This window comes from Paenibacillus sp. FA6, assembly GCF_051550225.1.
Taxonomy (GTDB): domain Bacteria; phylum Bacillota; class Bacilli; order Paenibacillales; family Paenibacillaceae; genus Paenibacillus_AQ.
This window is the reverse complement of record NZ_CP188820.1, coordinates 5,092,474-5,113,663: the sequence shown is the minus strand read 5'-3', so window position 1 is coordinate 5,113,663 and position 21,190 is coordinate 5,092,474. Positions and strand designations below refer to the sequence as shown.

Genomic DNA, 21,190 nt, shown 5'->3' with positions numbered 1-21,190 from the left:
GTTTCTTTAATTACACTATCCTCTATTTTCGAAGTGCCTCCGCTGGCTCGGAAGCAATTAATTTCCGACTTACAATCGTACTTAACAAAAGAATGATGATGAATGTTGATATCACTGTCATCACAATTTGTGAGATTCGTATGATGAAATCCCCGCCTAGAAAAAGGCTGTATACATAATTGATGACGAAGAACATCCCCATACTGAACACAGTTGATGTACATGATAACAGCATATTTTCAGCAGATAAAATCCCTCTAATCCACCCCTTATTATAACCGAGTGCTGCCAAAATCCCTATTTCACGGTATCTTGCATTCGTTTGTTTAGCAAGTAATACGCTACTTATGAATAGTGCTATGGATAAAATAAGAATGGAAACAGCCAAAAACAGTTTCTTTAAGTTGTTAAACGTATTTTCCAATGCGGCAACCTGCTCAACAGCCGTTTTGGTCGTTATATTCTGTTTCGTTAGCCCCTCCGTTACCGATACGATATCCGAAAAGTGGATCACATCATAAGAAACGGACGATGGCTTCTCTTCTCCCACACGATCATACATGGATTGTTCTACATCAGCACTGATGAAAAAGTCATCATATCCTGCGTTATAGATTCCACTAATTGTTAAAGGGTGACTCTTGCCTCCATATTCAAGTGTTACCTCTTGCCCAATGAGCTCATGGATGTTATTAGTAAATTTCTTACCCACACTTGGTGTAATAGAAATCTCATTCTTTCCAGATCTCGGCATGATGCCATAAGACATATTTTCAGTAGCTTTCGGCATCGGTATCTTCTCGTCAAAATGAACCTTTTCTTTATTTAAGGTAAGGGACAGGTCTTGTAAAACATACTGATAATAAATATTCTCAATTCTAGGATCCCCACTTAATAATTGGAATGGATCTTCATTCTGATCTAACTTTATATAGCCATTATTAAATGCGGTATTCTTGTTTGTAAACTCAGTGATAGACTTACTCATGATATTGCTAGATGAGAGCGACACAACAAATAACGAGATTCCCATAGCAATGACCATACTAACCGCAATATAGCGAAGTAGATGCACTCTATAATTCTTAACAGCTCGCTTCCATATGGAGACTTTGGCTTTGACGCGATCATTACGTTGCTGTGTTTCTGTTGCTGGTAGTACTTGTGCTGGTGTTGTCGCCGCTGCTTCAGATGAAACAACCTCGAGCTTCCCGTCCACAATGGATATGACTTCATCAGCCCATGTACATATCTTGATATCATGCGTGATAACAACGACCAGCCGATCCATCGATATCTCTTTTAAAATATCCATAATCTGATCAGATAACTCGCGATCGAGTGCTCCCGTTGGTTCATCTGCAAATAGAATTTGTGGATCATTCACAAGTGCTCTGGCAATCGCAACCCGTTGCTTTTGACCACCTGATAGATTCTCTACTTTTTGCTCTGCCTTCGTTTCAATGCCCAGTTTGGTGAGTAGAGCAGTCACCTTGATAAGGTTTTCTTCCGCCGGCTTCCCATTCAATTCTGCTGCAAGCATAATATTGTCTACAACGGTATATCCACTTATTAAATTATAACTTTGAAAAACAAATCCAATATGATTTTGCCGAAATTGGCAGAGTTCTGCTGGATTCATTGCCGTAATCTTCTCATCGCATACCGTAATCGTTCCATTGTACTGACTATCAAATCCTGCAAGTAGGTTTAAAAGTGTGCTCTTCCCACTGCCTGATGCTCCAAGAATACAGGTTATCCCTGTATCTCGGAACCGATAGTCAATATGATTGAGTATGGTTTGATCACCATATCGTTTCGTTACTTCTTCTAATGTAATCATTTATCTATCACCTGACTTCAATGATTTGAACAAATTCACGGTCGGAATAACGACCGATGCAACTACTCCACACAAACCACATAGTAGAATGATCAGTCCTCCCGCTATAGCGAATGTTGTTACATCCATAATACCGGCACCTGTAAATGACTTCATAGCCATATTGATGAGTGGAGAGGTGACTAAGAATAATCCCATCGTTGCTATCCCCACAAGTAGGTATTCTATAAACGTAATCTTGGTCAGATTGCTATTACTGTATCCGTTTATTTTATAAATAGCATATTCCTTCTTCCGCATAGCTGCCGTCATGAACGAAACAGCAAGGGAAACGACTAGGGCAAGAACACTAATGACGATAACAGCTGAGCCCGATTGCTCTTTAGCCTGATCATTTAATCGAACCATATCTTCCACAAGTTCAAATCTGCCGTTAGGGACAATACCACTGGCGAGTAGCTCGTCTTTCAATGAAATCATATCCTCGGGAGTCTTTGCTCTCATAGAGAAATTAGATGTTTTGGATGCCATATTCGCTTGTTCACGCATTTCCATCACCGATGATTTACTGAAAAAGAACGAGTCATTCACCGGGTATTCCTTAATCTCACCGTTATACTCGTAGACAGCTGTTGTATCCGCCACACCAACAATCGTCGTCGTTGTGCCTACAGGCATTTCCACAGGCTCTCCTGAATCCCAATTATATAAAATACCGCTGAGTTCTATCGTTTTACCGATGAGATCTTTATTTGAAACACCTAGCATATCCCCTAAACTACTGGAGACAACAACTTCATTCGTATCTCCCATAGGCATCTTCCCAGCTAAAAGCTTTTTAAATACAGGGACATTACCTGAGGTTTCAATCTTATGTTCCTTGCCATCGACTACAATCGTAATGTTATTCACAGCTTGGGCAAATACGATATGCTCTACACGTTTATCATTTAAATATTGATCATACAGACCACCGATATCCTGATTTACATCGACAGCTGGCTTTTGCTCTTCTTCAGATTCGCTTGGACTACCTGCACTGATGAAACTCGCTGCAAGTTCAATATCCAAAATTCCCTCACCCATCGTGGCATACAATTCATTAAAACCACTCTGACTCGTATTTTGAATGCTACCTGATGTATTCATGAGCAAGAAACTGGTGGATACAAGTATGGCCAGTGCTAATACAGCATATCTGCTTAGTTTACTTTTGACATTGGTAATCGAAACGGATAAGGCTCGTTGTAATGACAACGCTGGTTTCGCTATCTTCTGTGATGATGGTAACGATTTACCTTGTTCTTTCACCTTTTCCGAAATAACTTCACCCTTGTCCATTTCAAAAACGCTACTATGGTCGTCAAGCATCGAGCGATCATGAGTTACGATAATCACTGTTCGTGTTTTGGCAATGAGCTTCAGTATATTTATAATCGTGCCAGCAGACTTCGGATCAAGCGCAGCTGTTGGCTCATCTGCAATAATCACTTCAGGATTCTTCACAAGTTCTCTTGCAATAGCAACACGCTGTTTCTGTCCACCAGATAGATTCCTGACCTTCTGGTTTGCCAACTCACTAATTTTAAGTTGTTTCATTGTGTAAGTGACCAATTCATCGGAAACAGCTTCATTTAAATAGAGAGGCATTTTAATGTTATCAAACACACTTAAATCCTCGATCAAGTTAAACTCCTGCCATACAATCCCGATTCTTTTGTTGTAATACTCATTCTTTTCCTCTGTACTAAGCGTTTTTAAGTTTTGTTCTCTGTAATACGCCTCTCCTGTGAAATCTTGATCCAACCCAGAAAGTATTTTGAGAAGCGTCGTCTTCCCGCTCCCGGATGCGCCAATGATAAAGTTAAGTCCACCTTTTATTTCAAGAGATATGTTTTTGAGTGCATACTCCTGGCCGAATAGTCTCGATACATTTTTAACTTTGAACATGTTTTTTCTCCTATCATTTTTGAAGGTATATATCTATTCCTATACTATACATGGATCATGTGTCAGCTTGATGGCGGAGTGACAAGGGTTATGATCACTGTTCTTATTTTGTCATATTGGCGTAACATACGAATACTATAATTATTTTGTTAGATAAGAGAAGAAGATTTGCATGGGAGGAACGAACATTGAAGAACACAACGATATTAATTACCGGGGGGACAGGTTCTTGGGGACAAGCACTCGTACAAAGATTGCTAGAACTAGACCCTAAAGAAATTCGTATATTTTCCCGTAATGAGTCCCTTCAAGTAGAGATGCAACAGGCATTTCATCATAACCCCAAACTAACGTTTATCATTGGGGATATTCGAGATAAATATGAACTTATGCAGGCTTGCCATCAGGTGGATTACATCTATCACTTAGCAGCCTTAAAGCATGTACCGATCTGTGAACAACAGCCAGACAGTGCAATGAAAACCAACGTATTGGGAACGCAACATGTCATTCATGCGGCGATTACACATGGGGTTAAAAAGGTTATTTATGTATCCACCGATAAAGCTACGCATCCCTCTAGTACCTACGGTATGACCAAAGCCCTCGGCGAAAAACTAGTCGTTCATGCTAATCTCAGAGAATCCAAGACCAAGTTCGTAAGCGTGAGAAGTGGAAATGTACTCGGGTCCACCGGTAGTGTAATTCCGATTTTCAAACAAAGAATAGAGAATGGATTAGACATTTCTCTAACCGATTCCAGAATGACTCGGTTTTTCCTTACCATAGGTGATGCTATTACATTACTCCTTAAAGCGACAGAAGAGAGCATAGGCGGGGAAGTTTATGTCACAAAAATGCCTGCTTGTAGCATTAAGGATATGGCAGAAGTATTAATTGAGGATCTAGCAACGACTGCAATTCAGATCAATGAAACAGGGATTCGCCCCGGTGAAAGCCTAAATGAAGCACTTATTTCCGAGTTTGAAAGCAATCATTCCATCAATCTGGATGAGCACTATTATGTCATTCTCCCACCTTTTCAAATAGAAGGGTTACAAGATGCTTATGCAACCCGGGTTCCGGTAGATTTCCATAGTTACGATTCTAATCATGTATTAATGAGTAAAACAGAGATAAGAGAAATGTTACAAAAGGGTGGTTTCTTAGGATGAGGACCACAATCGTGTTCACTGGTGGGGGCTCCGCGGGTCATGTATCAGGCAATCTTGTATTGATACCTAAGTGTGTAGCAGAGAATTGGGACATCCATTATATAGGTTCTGAACAAGGGATTGAGAAAAAGCTCGTGTCTGACTACAAAGAAGTGACGTACCATGCCATTTCTACTGGCAAACTAAGGCGGTATTTCGCTTGGAAGAATGTGACCGACGTGTTCAACGTCATGAAAGGCATCTTTCAATCCTACAGACTCATCCGAACAATAAAACCAGATGTTGTTTTCTCTAAGGGTGGTTTTGTCTCTGTCCCCGTTGTGCTTGCGGCAAAACTCAATAAAGTGCCAATTATTATTCATGAACCAGATCTGAACCTCGGACTAGCCAATAAAATTTCACTTCCTTTTGCCACCCATATGACTACCACCTTTCTAGAAACGGCACAAAAGCATCCTTCCCCCAAAGCTGTTTATGTGGGTCACATCATGAAAGATGGCTTCAAATTAGCCGATAAACATCGTGGATTAGCCTTCTGCGGTTTCACTTATGAGAAGCCAGTTCTTCTTATTATGGGAGGTAGTCTCGGAGCACACAGCATTAACCAAATCGTAAAAGGTGTACTTTCAGAGTTAATAGATACATTTCAGGTTGTTCATATCTGCGGGGAGGGCAAGGTGGATCATTCCCTCTCTACGCATAATTACAGAGCTTATGAATTCGTCAAAAGTAGCGAATTACCGAATCTATTGGCTATGGCCGATGTCGTCGTGTCTCGTGCAGGCTCCAACTCCATTATGGAGCTACTTGCTTTGCACAAACCGATGTTATTGATACCGCATACGAATGGTGGGAGTCGATCTGGTCAACTTGCCCAGGCCCAGTATTTTCAACAAACTGGCTTTGCTGAGATGTTACTTCAAGAAGAAATGACCACTCAAGGCTTTATTAACGCGATTAGGATATTATATGAGAATCGCTATAAATACAGGGATACAATGAGACAGCATGAGAACGGCGGAGGAGCCGACAAAGTAATGGATTTAATCAGGAAAGCAAGCATATATGACTCAAGAGTCTCAAGGGAAGATTCGGTTTAGCTGGGTATGAGACTAGCATCTTGGTTACTCCTCTGTTTCATCGCTGTTGTCAGTATGTTGTTCTTCTTTGGCCTATCTTTACAGTCGTGAGAAGTCGGAAGATATAGTGGAATCGGTCAGGGAAATTAAATTAAGGGCACCCTTTTGGGTGCCCTTAATGGTTTGGCGCAAACGTTTAACGTGTCATCATCTTTTAACCAATTAAGTATTATCAATCATATAAATGAGTTGCACAAGATTACCTTCTACTTGATAAGTCATTACGAATATGTAGACTCCCTTATCTTCATTCGAAAGGTCTATTGTAACGTATCAGGGTTCTCCGCTCAAACATTTACATCAAACACGATCTCTTTCATCGTTTTATTGTTTCTAGCACCCGCTAAGTTAGGTATCACTTTATTCCCATCTAATCCTGTAACCAGGTTTTCCACTTCCACGATAGGTCCTTGTAGAGATCCCACTTCAACCACTTGGAGATCAGCCAATAAGTTGTCCAGTTTCGTTAAACCTTGTAGAGGAGAGAAATCAGTGATTTCGTTTCCCATGAACAGTTGACATTCCTCAGACTTTCTTCCTTTACAAGCATAAACGCAAGGAGTATGATAATCACTATTCTAATCCTTCGTAATCGTCTTAGAAGACCATTCAAATCACTTTTGATAAAGAAATGCTAACCTATACGTCTTTATCGCTTAATTCCCCCATGTGGGGAAACGGGGAAACCAAACGTAGCCATTACTGGCACACTGGGGTGAATCTCGATTCGAGTAGGGCGACTCTCACGCCCGAATCCGTCAGCTAACCTCGTAAGCGTATCGAGAGAGGCAACAAATTTCGTGTGCACACGGGTTTATTTAATGATCCCTTCGAAGCCTACGGAAGAGTTTCCTCTTCCGTAGGCTTCCTTTTTGTTGCCTATTCTGTACGATTACCAGGGACCTAAATAAGGTTGCTAATACCTTTTATGATATAAACAAAATTAAGGAGATATGTAATCTATGTTGGGTAAAAGTAAAATACGAGTCTGGCTAGAAGAACGGTCACCTGCTCAGGTTATAAGCGGCTATTATTTACTGGCAGTAACCATATCAATTCTATTATTCAGTATCCCAGGAGTGCATAGACTTGGAGTTAAAGTGACCTTTTTTGACACCGTCTTCACAGCTGTCAGTGTAGTAAGTGACACAGGCTTATCTGTATTTAATATTTCAGAGACCTATAGCGTATTTGGATATTTCGTCATTATGCTCGTATTGCAATTCGGGGGTATTGGCATTATGGCTATGAGCACATTCTTCTGGATGCTTTTGGGTCGAAAAATTGGATTGCGTGAACGCCGCTTGATCATGGTCGACAACAATCAGTTCGCATTATCAGGACTCGTTCAATTAGTTAAAGATATCCTGAAGATTATTCTCCTGACAGAGCTTATAGGAGCACTCATTTTTGGTTTTCATTTCTTGAAATATTATCCGACTTGGAAGGATGCATTCCTTCAAGGCTTGTTTGCATCAGTTAGTGCGACGACAAATGCTGGGATGGATATAACTGGAGAGTCCCTTTCACCTTATGCGGGCGATTACTTCGTGCAACTGGTAACTATTATATTAATTATTTTTGGTGCCATTGGATTTCCTGTATTAATTGAGGCGAAGGCATATTTATCCAGGAAAAAGATGAAGCTTGATCACCCTTTCCGCTTTTCATTATTCGCAAAGTTGACGACATCTACGTATGGAATTCTTCTTGTTATTGGGACAATCCTTATTCTGTTACTTGAATATCAACATGCTTTTAAGGGGATGACTTGGCATGAAAGCTTTTTCTATGCCTTCTTTCAAGCGACAACGACGAGAAGTGCCGGGCTTACTACAATGGATATCAACGAATTTTCAATGCCAACACTTTTGGTTATGAGTGTTTTCATGTTTATTGGAGGATCCCCCAATTCTGTAGGCGGGGGAATACGAACGACGACATTTGCTTTAAACATATTATTTATTTATCACTTTGCAAAAGGAAACCGTGAGATCAAGATCTTTAATCGAGAGCTACATCAAGATGATATTCTGAAATCACTGGCCATTACGCTATTAGCTATTGTCATGTGCTGTGTATCGGTTATAGCTATAAGCATTTCTGATAAAGAACAGCAGCTTATTGCTATATTTTTAGAAGTTTGTTCTGCCTTCGGTACAGTTGGCTTATCTATGGGAATTACCCCGGATCTCAGCATTGTTGCAAAATGCATTCTCATGGTTTTGATGTTCATAGGAAGAATCGGTTTAACTTCTTTCTTGTTTGTCATTGGCGGCCAGAAAAAGAACGCAAAGTTCCATTATCCAATAGAGAGGGTTATTACAGGTTAATCAAAACATTCAGAGGAGGAATGGGTTGTAGATTATTTAGAAAATGAGGCTTTGAAATTATACAAGCAGCCTAAACCCCCTTTATGAGAGGTTTAGACTGCTTTTCTCTTTATTTTCTAAGTCCCTACGCTGGCTCCGCCGCAATCAATTTCCGGTTTATAATCGTACTTCATATGCGATGTCACAAAAGAGCTACTTGGAATTGTTATATAGACGAAAAGCAAAGGAGGTGATTGCTTGGAAGAAGTGAGACCCAGCAACAGTGCCGCAGAGCAAATAGAGACCGCTGTTACACTTGTAAAGGCTGGAAATCATGAAGCTTATACATCTATCATTCTCAGATTTCAAAAGCCCATGTACATCTATTGCTATCATCTGCTCAAAGACCGGGAAGAGGCTCAGGATGCGGTTCAAGAGGTTTTTCTCAAAGCCTATCAGGAAATTCATCGTTACGAGCCTACCGTTTCCTTCTCAGCATGGTTGTACACGCTTGCCTATCATCACAGCCTCAACCTGTTAACAAAACAGCGCCGAAGGTTAAGGATTGCAACGTACTTTAGGCAGCAGGAGGAACCTCCAGAGCACATCCCACAGCAGGAATCGGCTGTAGCCTTATTGCTTACCTATCTTACCCCGGAAGAAAGACACATTCTACTGCTCAAAGCAGTAGAGCAATACAATTTTGAAGAGATCGGCCAAATCATGGACTGTAGACCAGCAACCGTACGGAAAAAGTATCAACGCTTACGCCAGAAGCTCATGGTACAAGCCACCAAAAAACGAAGGGTAGGCGGATTATTTGCGCAATCAAACGAATGACAGGCAAATGGAACATATTGAAGGCATGATCCGGGAAACCGGGACGCCGGAGTACAGCCTCAGCACACAAATTATGAATCGAATAGGAGAGAATACCATGAATAAGACTACTAAACGAGGTAATATGCTTAAGAAAGTATTGATCGCCAGCACTACTGCAGCAGCACTTGGACTAGGGATCATCAGCACTGGCTTTTTCTCACCGGTAATGGCAGATACGCTAGGCCAAGTCCCCCTAATAGGTAGTATATTCCAGAATAACGTGGATAACGGACTGAAATCCGCTGCAGAGAATGGCCTTATTACCAAGCTTGGCATAAGCGATACCCATGAAGGCGTAACGCTGACAATCTCAGAAGCTTACTACGATGGAAGCCGCCTGTCGATTGCCCTTGAACGCGAGGGAGTAACCACGACCGAAGATCGGTTGATTGGTCCATGGGAAAATCGGGAAAAGGGCTTGCTCGTGACAGAAGAGTTTATCATTCTGGTAAACGGCGAACGAGTCAATTTAACGAGCGTGATGCCATTCATCAACTCCGATCATACTGTACAAAAGAACGCGGCTTTGGTGGATGTTACAACCGATGACGGTGAGCAGCTGCCGGATCAATTCGATTTAACGATTCAGGCCAAACTGGCGGGAATCGACAATACTTTTGAATTCCAGGTGCCTGTGAGCAAGGCTGAAGCCCAGTAATCCTAATAGTTATACAAATCCCCCCTGTGAAGATCAAGTTACTTCATAGGGGGGATTTTCTCTCTTCATTCATTTGAACTTACGACGTGGTTAGGCGCTCTGCAAATAGAGGTATCTACGCTATATATGTCGAATTTCTTTATTATTATGATGATGCGAATAAGAAATACAACCACCCTGAAAAATATAACGATTATTCTATTATTCCTTAGCATTCTCCTCGGCCTTCGCTGGGTTTGGTCCGAACTTTTTAGTACTTCTGAAACCCCAAGTGCTGTCAATGGTGTACTCGACATGCGCGGCTTGGACTTAAATAATTCCCCTGCAATCCCGTTAAACGGTGCATGGCAGTTCTACCCCGATCAATTATTGTCTCATTCAGATGCGCAGATATCGGAGATTGAATCCCGTTATACTCAGGTTCCGGGAGATTGGAGTAGCGCGCTGGCGAAAGAAGGGAACTCCTCGATTGGGTACGGAACATATCGGTTACGAATTCTAGTCGATCCACTGGAGCGGCCTGTTTCATTTTGGTTACATGGGATTCAAGCCGCTTCTGCCGTGGAGACAAATGGACTGACCGAGGGCGATATCGGCAAACCTGCCACAAACGCGATGGAGTATAAGCCCAAGAATATCTCCTATACAGCATCCTTCTTTGTAGAGGGTGTGGAAGAGATTGAGTTGCTTATTCGAGTAGCTAACTTTGACGATCCATATAACGGCGGTATCCTTCGCCCCATTCGCTTTGGTTCTCAGGCAGCGATCGACTATGTGCGTTTGTATTCCATCGGGTCTCAACTGGTTACGTTTATAGTTTTGCTGCTCCACACTTTGTATGCTTGTATTCTCTATTGGTTTAATCCCCATGAACGGACTTTGTTCCATGTCTGTATGTTAACGCTAACTGCCGGAATTGCGATCATGATCGGTCATGATAACCTGCTCTTACTATGGTTGCCGCTCAACTATACATGGGCGCTGAAGGTCAGGCTACTCTGTCTCCTTTGGCATTCCCTTTTTATTCTTCTTCTTTTCAGAGGATTCTCTTCGGCTCCTCAGAAGAGCGTATGGTTGCGAACATTCACCGTGGCGCTCATTTCTTATTCCGTATTTCTGCTGACTGCTAACGCTGCATGGGTGAATGGATCGACTGCACTTGGGGTATTTATGTTTTTCTACTTATTACCTTTTGCCTGGTTAGTTTATATCATAGGAACAATGATCTTCAGGAAGCAAGCCGACAATGACGGCGTCTTCTTGCTGCTATCCGCAGCAGGGATTATCTCAAGTCTCATCTGGAGCTTATGGAATTCTTACACTGTCGTTTACTATCCAATAGATATCATTGCAGCCATTATTGGTTTTTCTGCCTACTGGTTTAAGAAATACTTCCGAAATTCTATAGAAAACACTAAGCTAAATGAACAGTTAAAAAAGGCTGACAAGCTGAAAGACCAATTTCTCACTAATACTTCTCATGAACTGAGAACGCCGCTGCATGGCATTATGAATATTGCCCAGACCGTTGTAAATAAAGAGAAAGAGACGTTGAATGAGAGCAGCCTTAAAGATATGGAACTGCTCATAACGATCAGTCGCCGCATGTCGCACATGCTTGGCGACCTGCTTGATGTCGCGCGTCTCAGGGAACACCGCATCGTACTGCAACAAGAGCCTCTACAGATTCAATCGATCATCCCGGGCATCATCAGCATGCTCAAATTTATGATGGAAGGAAAGTCTATCCATCTGAATATGGATATCCCAGAATCGATACCGCCAGTCATGGCCGATGAGAAAAGACTCGTGCAAATTTTATATAATCTATTGCATAATGCCCTCAAATTCACAGAGGAAGGAGCCATCACCATTTCCGCTGAGATACGGGACAGGCATGTCGTTATCCATGTCTCCGACACAGGGATCGGCATGAATCCGAAGACTCAATCGCATGTATTTCTTCCCTATGAACAAGGATCTTATGGAATAAGCGACGGGAGAGGAATTGGACTCGGTTTAAGCATATGTAAGGAGTTGGTCGAATTGCACGGTGGTGCATTGACCGTTCGCTCCGAACTGGGTAAGGGCTCCGTATTTAGTTTTGATCTACCGTTAGCTAACGGGACGAATCTCTCGTCGATGCAAAACCCGCTTCAACTTCACCCTATAGCAGACGAAACGGAAGTTCTGCCCGCTGGATTGATGTTTCCAAACACCTCAATCGACGAATTGGCAACTTCCGTACTTATCCCGCCGCTTTTGAATGCCGGGAAGATCAATATTCTTGCAGTTGATGACGACCCGATCAACCTAAATGTGCTTGTTGGAATTCTATCGTCGGAGCCGTATAACATCACAACAGCTCATTCAGCCCGTGAGGTGTTAGATTTGCTAGGTACCCAAACGTGGGATCTCCTAATTGCCGATGTCATGATGCCACATATGTCTGGATACGAGTTAACGCAGAAAGTAAGGGAGATTTACTCCATATCAGAGCTGCCTATTCTACTGCTGACCGCGCGCAGTCAACCTTCTGACACTTATACCGGATTCTTGTCAGGAGCCAACGACTATGTGACTAAGCCTGTAGATGCGTTGGAACTCCAATACCGGATCAGGGCACTAACGACGCTGAAGCAATCCATAAATGAACGGTTACGAATAGAAGCCGCCTACCTTCAGGCACAAATTCATCCTCATTTTCTATTTAACACGCTTAATTCAATTATGGCACTTAGTGATATAGACACGGAGAAAATGCGTAATCTGGGCGATGCCTTTGCATCCTTTTTGCGGATCAGCTTTGATTTCCTCAATACGGGAGAACTGATCGAGCTGGCCCATGAACTGGAGTTAGCCGAATCCTATTTGTATATTGAAAAGGTTCGATTCGGAGATAGGTTATCTATCATATGGGAAGTTGAACCCGACATCAACTTGCTTCTCCCTCCACTTTCCATACAGCCACTGATTGAGAATGCTGTCAAACACGGTCTTCTTAGTCAAAACAAAGGCGGTACGCTTCATATTCGGATTACTCGCCAAGATAGCTTCACGCTTATTGAAGTACAAGATGATGGTAGGGGTATGGAAGAAGATAAGGTTATTCAACTGTTGAGTCCAACAATGAAGGGAAAGAGCGGAATTGGACTGTCCAATACGAATCGACGATTGACACAATTATACGGTCAAGGCTTGTCTATTTTCAGTAAGCCCAATGAAGGAACAACCGTTTCATTTATCATTCCCAATACCCATAGTAAATAGAGTAGCTGAAAGCCTATTTAATAGTCCCGCTCATACAAGGAAAGAGGCATCTCATAAGTTCATTATGAACTCATAAGATGCCTCTATTTCTTATACGATGTGAACTAGCTCAGTTTCAGTTGCTCGTACTCGCTTAATTTACCTTCGTAGATCAAATGCAGCCGGTCGCTTTTCCGAAAATCATCCGGAGTCACGAGCGCAGGCAGCTTATTCCATATTTTGATGCCAGACCGCTCCAGAATTTCCGCGACGAATTGCGAACAAAAATAGGAGTTGCTGAATTCAACGGGTTCCTTCAATGCGATGCCAATGACGCCTAGAATGTTATAGAGATACTTTTGGTGCTTTTGGATAAAGACCTGCAACACCCGCTTCATCTTCTCAATTTCACGCTCGGAGACTTGAAGCTCATAGATCACGCACGTCGTATTCGGATACTTGCTGTACGTGCCCGTTTTAATATCTTCCTTCACGAATCCTCCATTCAGGGGGTTATTCGGGTGCTTCCTCCCAAAGCTATACAACTCCGAAAGTTCACGGTTAAAGGAAATCGAGGCATGATTGTAAGGCGCCTTCGTGTAGGTTTGAATGACTCTTGTAAAAAGAGTTCCGGTATTCGTAAGCAAAATAAAGACTGAGCGATCAGCTTCCATTTACAAAATTTCCCCTTATCATTTATGAACGTTTCCTTCATAATAACATATGATCCCTTTAATGGAATCCTATCTCGTGATAAGTTGGTGATCGGCAATGAACAGTTCGCTATTAACGTTAGTGCTTATTTTTGCAGGCTTATCAGCCATCCAATTGATTTATTTTCTGATAGGTAGAATACAACCGGATAAAGACTATACGCCCATTGGATCTCGAATTAAGACCTGGTGGGGCATGCTCTTCATCTTTTGCTTGGCAACCCTTTTCAACCCGGTCGTTTCACTGCTATCCCTAATGGTACTCACCTTTTTCGCTCTGAAAGAGTATTTCTCCATGATCAAGTCAAGAAAAGCCGACCGCAGACTGTTTCTGTGGGCGTACTTATCCATTCCCCTGCAGTTCTATTGGATTTATATCGGGTGGTACGGGATGTTTATTGTCTTTATCCCTGTCTATGTATTCTTGCTCCTGCCGCTCCCGCGATTGATAAACAAAGGAACGTTAGGATTTCTGCACAGCGTCAGCTCGACCCAATGGGGACTCATGCTGATGGTTTTCGGGCTTAGTCACTTGGCCTATTTCCAATTTGCTACGCCGCAGTACGGGGCGGGACTTGTGCTATTTCTAGTGCTGTTGACGCAGCTCAATGATGTCGTTCATTATCTGGCATCGATCTACTTCGGCAAGCGAAAAGTGGTTCCGACTTCCAACCCGAATTTGACATGGGGAGGTTTTGCATTCGCTTTTATCGTAACGACAGGGGTCTCGTATCTGATCTACCCCTACCTGACACCGCTTAATCCGACCTTCGGGGTCTTATCCGGCATGCTGATCAGCTTGAGCGGTTTCTTCGGCAGCTTAACGGTTTCCGTGCTGAAGCGAGATTTGTTAATTGGTGATGGCGATAAGTTCGAAGCTTTGAAAAAAAGCTACTTAAGTCGGGTCGATAGCTTGACCTACACCTCACCCGTCTTTTTCCACGTGATCCGTTATTTTTTCGATTTCATGTAGTCATTCTTGTAGTCGATCATTTCCTTACCCTTTTTTTAAATCAATAAGAACTAGCGCAGTTTTACGAAAATCAATTTTAATAAAGGCGGCACTATGAAATATATCAAGAAAGTTCGAAATAACTGATATCCTGCTACGATAGATAAATCGGTATTCGCTCCGCCGAGCTTCTGAGCCTCATCCCAGATGAGAGGATGAATGCCTAGAAGCGGCTCCACATGAGATTTCACAAATCACGATACTCCTCCCTTATTTATGAGCCGGAGGGTATGTACGCCGAAGCCTTCCATAAGTGCTCATTAGTAAAATATGATTAGGGCAATAAAAAAAGAGGGTAGCCATAATTACGACGTCCTCTGGCTATCCTCTAGATAAGTCCAAGCGTTCACTTTTCTTCGAACCTCGTGTGCTTGTAGCGATATGCAATCCCATATTTGCTCATACCTGCAGCAGTTTCAAACATTTAGGCTCCATCAGATAGGCACCCGTAATTCGTTCTGCTTGAAGAAGTATCTTATATTCTCCTGCTGCAGGAAAATGAAGTTCCCCAACATGGAAAAGTTGGAAGCCATGAGATCCCCCGGTAGACTGCACCTCAGCCTGTAGCGTTTGGCCTGCTGCCTTGATCAGGAAGGTCCCACCGCCGCCATTCGTTCCTTCTTCGCTGCGATATTCGATACAAACACGAAATTTCGCCGGTTCTAATGTCCGGACGTTCCAGACCGCCGCATCCTCCTTCTCCGTCCAGTCCAGCAGATTATCCCGGTCCCTTTTTCCCGTATCATACCGGAGGGAAGGACCGGAGACCTCGCTTTCAAATACCCCCAGTTCATGCAAGGTATGTTCTTCCGAATGCAACAGTCTGACCGAATTTCCCTCAACCGTTCCTGCGCAGACGACTGCGATGACCAGCGGCTTGGCGTTAGAAGAATCGCCAGAGTCCATTAAGTCAGGGAGTTCGACTTCCAGATCCTGCTCTGATACCTGTAAAAAAGCCATCTCCTTGCCGCCATCTAGCGCATACACTCTTTGAACACTGGTCTTCAGGCCGGGAACGATCAGTTTGCACCCCGCCGGGCGGTCGAAGACATGTAGATACAGCGTGTTTCCTTTCAGGGTGCACCTTCCCCAGAAAGGTCTGGCTGTGGGCCCCGCTCCGGCGCCGTAAATACTGTCACCATTGGTATCCAGCCAGCTACCAATTTCAAGCAAAATCGACTCGGATACCGGATCCCATTCGCCTGTAGCCATCGGGCCGATATTGATGGCAAGGTTTCCGTTTTTGCTCACGACATCGATGATCTGCCTAATGATCGCTACGGAGGACTTCCAGTTGTGATCGGATTTCTTATACCCCCACGAGTCGTTCAACGTAATAATACTTTCCCAATCCCGCCTGAGTGTGCGAGTCACAAGCTGGTTATCCGAAGTATTGAAATAGTCCCCGAGAGGGGCTTTCCATACCCGGCTGTTGACCAAGCAATCTGGCTGAAGTGCGTGAACGGCCTCCAAAAACTGCTCCCCCTGCTCCTGTGTCAGCTTGCCCCCGCAATCAAACCACATTAGGCCAACCTTTCCATAGTTCGTCATCAGCTCACGGACCTGAGGGATCGATTTGCTGTGCAAATAGCGCTCAAAGCGCGTGCGTTTATCCGAATCTTGTATCCATGTTTCGACTTCGTCATAAGCGCCGATATTCTCTGGATAATCCCAGGTATTCCCCTGTGAGTCAGGATCATGCCAATCCATGGCATGGGAGTAGTAAATTCCGAGCACCATCCCTTCCGTGTGGCACGCTTCCGCCAGTTCTCTAAGCGGGTCTCTCCCAAATGAGTTGTGCTTGACGCTCGAATAATCCGATACCTTCGAGTCATACAACGCGTATCCATCATGATGCTTGGCTGTAAAGATGATATATTTCATGCCAGCCCGCTTGGCCGTTCGCACCCACTTGACCGCATCAAAGGCTGATGGATCGAAGCCTCTCGCCATTTCCTCATATTCGGCAATAGGGATCCGGGCGCGAAGCATAATATGCTCGCTGTATGTCGCCTGTATTTCTTTCCCCTTCCACTCGCCCGCCGTCTGAGCATATGGTCCCCAGTGAATAAACAAGCCCAACCGCGCATGCCGCCACCACTCCATACGCCGGTTTTGTTCGTCGTCTAGCGACGCTACGTCCGTTTGTATACTAAACGGATCATCGAGCAAATTTTCAGTCACAGCTTTCACTTGATTCGACCTTTGTTTTTTCATCGTGTGTCTCCATTTCCTAGATTTGACTGTCTCGCCATACAGTCCATTACCACAACTGTAGAGCGGTTCCCCGGAGCTTGGATACGGCCTCGACGAAGAAAAAGTCGCCATAGATCAGCGGCGTATCAATATGTACGCCTCCCGGCAGATTGGAAGTCCCGGATAGGATCAACCCTTCTTCTCCCGGAAGGTCCCAGGCGCCATAATGCTCATGAAGGGACCGAATGATTTGTTCTGCGGCGCCGAGGTACAAGAAAGATTCGGCCTGCGGTACAATCTTTGCCAGCTCGATCAGGCCGCAGGCCGCACAGGCACCAGCCGAAGTATCACGCGGCTTCCCGCCTTCTTCCGATGCCCTAAAATCCCAGTGAGGCACCTTGTCTTCCGGAAGATTTGCTAGAAAGAAATGAGCTGCCCTTTTGGCTCCATTCAGGAATCGATCATCTCCGGTATAGTTATAAGACAAGACAAGCCCGTAAATCATCCAAGCACTGCCCCGTGCCCAAGCGGATTCTTCTGCATAACCTTGACCGGACATGGCACCTATTTTTTCTCCGGATTCCGAGTCGAATTGAAGAATATGATAGCTGGATCCGTCCGGACGAAGAAAATGCTCCAGCACGGTCTCCGCATGCGCCGCGGCTATATGCCGGAACCGCGGATCCCCCGTGACTTCCGATGCCCAGTAAAGCAGGGGTAGGTTCATTACTGTATCAATGATGGACCAACCAGACCGGTTCACCTGCTCCGTGTCATGCCAGGCTCTAATAAATTTCCCCTTCAAGTTAAAACGGCTGGCTAACTGAGAGGCCGCCATCAGCCCTCGCTGCTTGGAGCGCTCATTGCCGGTCATGCGGAAATTCGCCACAGCCGAGAGCGTCCAGATAAAACCGGCATCATGATGGACGGCGAGAGCATACAGCGGTTCATCCAGTCTTTCCTCAATCAGCTCAGCAATTTGCTGCATCGATGCATGATTCCCGTCCGCGGAAATCTGCCACAAAATACCCGGCCAGAACCCTGCGGTCCACCACGATGGGCGCATGTTGTCGTATAAACCGTCGACGGAAGCATGCGGAAAACTGACGCCAATCCGCTTGCTAATCCGTTCCACCTTATTCTCAATTTGCTGCCATACTCCTTCAGCCCATTCCTGCATGGAATCCGGAATTCCTTGTCCGTGAACTTGTTGCTTGGATACTGCCTCTTTCATATGATTCCCTCCTGTTATGCTGATTATATTTATGAGTTGTCCCTTTTCAGGTCGTTGTCCTCAGCGGTATTACCATATTCCAGGTATTTTTCGCATTTCGAAATCCTCCCGGGCCATCCGCTACCGCTCCGAATAAATGCGTAGGAACTCCTTCCTGAAACAGAAGAAACGGCCGCTCGAAGCTACCCATCCACCGCTCTGTGCCGTCCTCCCAGCGGACCAGCCGAGAATACGACTTGGTGGATTCCGCCATACGCCAGTCGGTTCCATCTTTGGAAACAGCCAGAATCCCGCCATGCCTTTCTCCGCATAGACGGCCGTCCATATCCTTGGCGATCATACTGTATCCATCTGAGGTCCGCCAGATGAACGGGTCCTCAATGTGTAACTGTTCAGGCGGAAAGAGCGGAGCGTCTTGAATAACGTGATACGGTCCTTCATAACCTGTGGCCTCTGCAACCCCGAGTGTCATCTGTCCATGGGTACCTTTTTCGTATTTGCGAGCTTTATACACCAGCAGAACGGAGCCGTCTTCACGGATACACGGAGCGGGATTGGACGTTAGGAAGCTGTCGAACTTGCCAGTCCGAGTGGGCAGAATAGGTTCGTCAAGCCTTGTCCATGGCCCGTAGACGCTATCGGCAACGGCTAAGCCGACGCGTTTGTTAGCGCGAGCGGCAATGACGCGGTAGTCGTCTGCTTCCACCGTCTCGCCGGGCTTCGATTCAGTGAAAGGATGGGTTGTGCCCATATAATACAGCAGATACTTATCTCCATAGCGAAGGATATGCGGATTATGGGTGCTTAGCCCATCCCAGTATTCCGCTCCCCGCGCAGGTAATACAGTTTCCTCGTACATATAGGGTCCTTCCGGGGTGTCAGATGATGCGCGGACAATCTCCGACCTTAGCAGCCATCCCGGGTGCATCGGTAGCCACTTTGGCCAACGGGATGCGAATAGATGAAAGCGACCGTCCTCCCCGCGCACAACCGAACCGCACCATATCCACCAGTCGTCCATGCGCAATCCTCCGTTCAAGGGAGCAGGCATCATTCGGTCTATCAATGAAAAAGTCATTTATCCCCCACTCCTTTATTGATTCTCATCCATTAACCCATATCTTTTTGCTGCGCTGCTACGGAGCCATTCAATGAAGTTTGACTCACTCTTTCTCCCTCCTAACAAGGAGGAAGCCTTTCGCAAGAAGAGGCTTCCCCAGTATCAATCTATTAACGGTTTTGTTGCTCAACGATACCTTCTTTGCTGTTGTAGCGCTCAGTGGCTTCCTTCACGATCTCATTGCCGCCCTTTTGCTTGTAATCTTCGATGACTTTAGAGAAATCGCTAATTGACTCTTTGCCATAGATCATTTTGACCATATGGTCGACGATCAATTTCGGCGCCTGATCCGGACGTTTGGAGGCAAGATCAGGGAACTTGCTGAAAGACTTGAGATCGGGTACGAATCCGATGCCGCCTATGCCTTCTTTGCTCAACGTTTCATCCAGCGCTTTCAGCACATCCAGACCTCCCGGAAGCAGTTCAGTCCGTTCACGATTGATCGTTCCATCCCCGACCCAACGCATCTGGTTGCGAAATTTTTCCTCGTCTTGAGCAGCCTTGTTCTCCGGTAGCTTATAATCAATTTTTCCGTCTTTCACGAAATAATTTTCACCTTCAATCCCAAAGCTGTAGAAATTTTTTGCTTCCTCCGTCTGCATCCATTCAAACATTTGGATAATCCGGCCAGCCTTTTCCTTGCTGACCTTGTTGTTGATATATAGAGAGGTATTGACCGAACTGTACAAACCGTAGCCTTTTTGACCTTTTTCACCGATTGGCGACGGGATAATATCCACTTTCGCGTCTGGATTCATTGCGGCTACTTGGGTCCGGAGATCAAGCAGGTTTTGCGCGTTAGCCGTCCATACCCCTGCATTGCCTGCAGCAATATTTTCGCCGTATTGTGTTGCCTGGATCGTCGCAAAGTCCTTCTGAATGAGGCCTTCGTCATACATCGTTTTATAAACGTTTAGTGCTTTTTCCATATTCCCGCTATTATAAAATTTCGGTACGATCTGTCCGTCCATCTCGACAAACTGATAGCCTAGTGCATCATACGCTCCAAATACGATATCCGCATATTTAAAGTTCTCCCTCATCTGATAGGGAGCGCTCACACCGAGCTTCTTAAATGCGCGTAGAACGTTCAGGAAATCGTCAATTGTTTCAGGCACCGGAAGACCGGTTTTCTCCAGCAGGTCGGTGCGAATAAAAGTAGCACGGCGTGACGGATTGCTGAGCCATGTTGGAATGCCGTATATCTTTCCGTCGTAGCTGACCTCATCCCAAGCTTCCTGCGGTACAGCCTTCATTAGGTTAGGCGCATACTCCTTCAGCATGTCATCCAGCGGCATAAAGATGCCAGCCTGAACGGACCCAGCCATGGATTTATCCGTGGCTCCTCCGACATTCTGAACGACATCCGGAATATCACCTCCAGCGAACTTGACAGCCATTTTGGAATCAAAGTCCTTCAGAGTAATCAGCTGGATGTCTAAATCGACATTAGCTCTTTTCTCCAGCTCCTTGATCCACTTATCGTCATTGATATCCTTGGAGCTTTCCGCGTAAGCGTTTCCACTTGTGTTAAATGAAATACTGAACTTCAGTGGTTTCGAATCATCCCCCGCATCGGCATTGCCGCCCGATGTTTCTTTGCTTCCGCATCCTACGGTGAGACCCGTGACAAGCGTCACCGACAGGATCAGACTGGCCCATTTCTTCATCTGGATTATCCCCTTTCATTTATGTAAGAAGGTATTC

The 21,190-nt window shown here is 44.6% G+C and carries 15 protein-coding genes, 1 pseudogene and 1 riboswitch; of the genes and pseudogenes, 7 read left to right on the top strand and 9 right to left on the bottom strand.

All coding sequences use genetic code 11. The annotated features are described in order from the left end of the window. Positions 1 to 22: 22 nt before the first annotated feature. Both ACP8HI_RS23195 and ACP8HI_RS23190 read right to left on the bottom strand, forming a co-directional pair. Positions 23 to 1,843, bottom strand: coding sequence for an ABC transporter ATP-binding protein/permease (locus tag ACP8HI_RS23195; protein WP_438348477.1), 1,821 nt, complete (start codon positions 1,841 to 1,843; stop codon positions 23 to 25). After that, positions 1,844 to 3,793: an ABC transporter ATP-binding protein/permease gene (locus ACP8HI_RS23190; RefSeq protein WP_438348476.1), complete on the bottom strand. Its 1,950-nt coding sequence runs from the start codon at positions 3,791 to 3,793 to the stop codon at positions 1,844 to 1,846. Positions 3,794 to 3,981: 188 nt separating this feature from the next. Between ACP8HI_RS23190 and ACP8HI_RS23185 the strand changes: the two genes are divergently transcribed. Together ACP8HI_RS23185 and ACP8HI_RS23180 are read left to right on the top strand one after the other, a co-directional pair. Continuing rightward, a complete protein-coding gene (locus ACP8HI_RS23185; protein WP_438348475.1) occupies positions 3,982 to 4,968 on the top strand; it encodes an SDR family NAD(P)-dependent oxidoreductase in 987 nt (328 codons plus the stop codon). Further along, the gene (locus ACP8HI_RS23180) at positions 4,965 to 6,068 is read left to right on the top strand and encodes an undecaprenyldiphospho-muramoylpentapeptide beta-N-acetylglucosaminyltransferase (RefSeq protein WP_438348474.1); all 1,104 of its coding nucleotides are present in this window, start codon (positions 4,965 to 4,967) and stop codon (positions 6,066 to 6,068) included. The genes ACP8HI_RS23185 and ACP8HI_RS23180 overlap by 4 nt, the downstream gene beginning before the upstream one ends. Positions 6,069 to 6,394: 326 nt before the next feature. Here ACP8HI_RS23180 and ACP8HI_RS23175 read toward each other — a convergent pair whose 3' ends face one another. Further along, positions 6,395 to 6,616, bottom strand: a complete 222-nt coding sequence (locus tag ACP8HI_RS23175) for a hypothetical protein (RefSeq protein ID WP_438348473.1) — start codon at positions 6,614 to 6,616, stop codon at positions 6,395 to 6,397. A gap of 134 nt (positions 6,617 to 6,750) precedes the next feature. Beyond that, positions 6,751 to 6,900: riboswitch (cyclic di-AMP (ydaO/yuaA leader) on the top strand. A 169-nt stretch (positions 6,901 to 7,069) separates the two neighbouring features. Here ACP8HI_RS23175 and ACP8HI_RS23170 point away from each other — a divergent pair. From ACP8HI_RS23170 to ACP8HI_RS23155, 4 genes are all read left to right on the top strand, one after another. After that, on the top strand, positions 7,070 to 8,440 hold the full coding sequence (locus tag ACP8HI_RS23170; RefSeq protein WP_438348472.1) for a TrkH family potassium uptake protein: 1,371 nt from the start codon (positions 7,070 to 7,072) through the stop codon (positions 8,438 to 8,440). A 237-nt stretch (positions 8,441 to 8,677) separates the two neighbouring features. Beyond that, entirely contained in the window at positions 8,678 to 9,259 is a 582-nt protein-coding gene (locus tag ACP8HI_RS23165) for an RNA polymerase sigma factor (RefSeq protein WP_438348471.1), read from the top strand. 7 nt (positions 9,260 to 9,266) lie between these two features. Next, positions 9,267 to 9,959, top strand: coding sequence for a DUF4179 domain-containing protein (locus ACP8HI_RS23160; RefSeq protein WP_438348470.1), 693 nt, complete (start codon positions 9,267 to 9,269; stop codon positions 9,957 to 9,959). A 126-nt stretch (positions 9,960 to 10,085) separates the two neighbouring features. Further along, complete coding sequence (locus ACP8HI_RS23155; RefSeq protein WP_438348469.1) at positions 10,086 to 13,229, top strand: ATP-binding response regulator; 3,144 nt, start codon at positions 10,086 to 10,088, stop codon at positions 13,227 to 13,229. 104 nt (positions 13,230 to 13,333) lie between these two features. Here ACP8HI_RS23155 and ACP8HI_RS23150 read toward each other — a convergent pair whose 3' ends face one another. Further along, positions 13,334 to 13,882: a hypothetical protein gene (locus ACP8HI_RS23150; RefSeq protein ID WP_438348468.1), complete on the bottom strand. Its 549-nt coding sequence runs from the start codon at positions 13,880 to 13,882 to the stop codon at positions 13,334 to 13,336. 97 nt (positions 13,883 to 13,979) lie between these two features. Here ACP8HI_RS23150 and ACP8HI_RS23145 point away from each other — a divergent pair, with 97 nt between their 5' ends. Continuing rightward, on the top strand, positions 13,980 to 14,894 hold the full coding sequence (locus ACP8HI_RS23145; protein WP_438348467.1) for a phosphatidate cytidylyltransferase: 915 nt from the start codon (positions 13,980 to 13,982) through the stop codon (positions 14,892 to 14,894). A 146-nt stretch (positions 14,895 to 15,040) separates the two neighbouring features. On the opposite strand, the pseudogene ACP8HI_RS23140 reads toward ACP8HI_RS23145, so the two are convergent. The 5 genes and pseudogenes from ACP8HI_RS23140 to ACP8HI_RS23120 all read right to left on the bottom strand — a co-directional run. Continuing rightward, positions 15,041 to 15,187 (bottom strand): annotated as a pseudogene (locus ACP8HI_RS23140) (catalase); the annotation flags it as partial. 145 nt (positions 15,188 to 15,332) lie between these two features. Continuing rightward, positions 15,333 to 17,150, bottom strand: coding sequence for an alpha-L-fucosidase (locus tag ACP8HI_RS23135; RefSeq protein ID WP_438348466.1), 1,818 nt, complete (start codon positions 17,148 to 17,150; stop codon positions 15,333 to 15,335). Positions 17,151 to 17,196: 46 nt separating this feature from the next. Further along, a complete protein-coding gene (locus ACP8HI_RS23130; RefSeq protein WP_438348465.1) occupies positions 17,197 to 18,363 on the bottom strand; it encodes a glycoside hydrolase family 88 protein in 1,167 nt (388 codons plus the stop codon). 46 nt (positions 18,364 to 18,409) lie between these two features. After that, a complete protein-coding gene (locus ACP8HI_RS23125) occupies positions 18,410 to 18,877 on the bottom strand; it encodes a hypothetical protein (RefSeq protein WP_438348464.1) in 468 nt (155 codons plus the stop codon). A gap of 716 nt (positions 18,878 to 19,593) precedes the next feature. Further along, complete coding sequence (locus ACP8HI_RS23120; protein WP_438348463.1) at positions 19,594 to 21,153, bottom strand: extracellular solute-binding protein; 1,560 nt, start codon at positions 21,151 to 21,153, stop codon at positions 19,594 to 19,596. Positions 21,154 to 21,190 lie beyond the last annotated feature (37 nt).

Excerpts from the sequence above, each read along its gene's own strand:
- ACP8HI_RS23155 (WP_438348469.1), top strand. The coding sequence starts at position 10,086 with ATGTCGAATTTCTTTATTATTATGATGATGCGAATAAGAAATACAACC.
- ACP8HI_RS23145 (WP_438348467.1), top strand. The coding sequence starts at position 13,980 with ATGAACAGTTCGCTATTAACGTTAGTGCTTATTTTTGCAGGCTTATCA.
- ACP8HI_RS23130 (WP_438348465.1), bottom strand. The coding sequence starts at position 18,363 with ATGAAAGAGGCAGTATCCAAGCAACAAGTTCACGGACAAGGAATTCCG.
- ACP8HI_RS23195 (WP_438348477.1), bottom strand. The coding sequence starts at position 1,843 with ATGATTACATTAGAAGAAGTAACGAAACGATATGGTGATCAAACCATA.
- ACP8HI_RS23135 (WP_438348466.1), bottom strand. The coding sequence starts at position 17,150 with ATGAAAAAACAAAGGTCGAATCAAGTGAAAGCTGTGACTGAAAATTTG.
- ACP8HI_RS23160 (WP_438348470.1), top strand. The coding sequence starts at position 9,267 with ATGGAACATATTGAAGGCATGATCCGGGAAACCGGGACGCCGGAGTAC.
- ACP8HI_RS23120 (WP_438348463.1), bottom strand. The coding sequence starts at position 21,153 with ATGAAGAAATGGGCCAGTCTGATCCTGTCGGTGACGCTTGTCACGGGT.
- ACP8HI_RS23175 (WP_438348473.1), bottom strand. The coding sequence starts at position 6,616 with ATGGGAAACGAAATCACTGATTTCTCTCCTCTACAAGGTTTAACGAAA.
- ACP8HI_RS23150 (WP_438348468.1), bottom strand. The coding sequence starts at position 13,882 with ATGGAAGCTGATCGCTCAGTCTTTATTTTGCTTACGAATACCGGAACT.
- ACP8HI_RS23190 (WP_438348476.1), bottom strand. The coding sequence starts at position 3,793 with ATGTTCAAAGTTAAAAATGTATCGAGACTATTCGGCCAGGAGTATGCA.
- ACP8HI_RS23180 (WP_438348474.1), top strand. The coding sequence starts at position 4,965 with ATGAGGACCACAATCGTGTTCACTGGTGGGGGCTCCGCGGGTCATGTA.
- ACP8HI_RS23170 (WP_438348472.1), top strand. The coding sequence starts at position 7,070 with ATGTTGGGTAAAAGTAAAATACGAGTCTGGCTAGAAGAACGGTCACCT.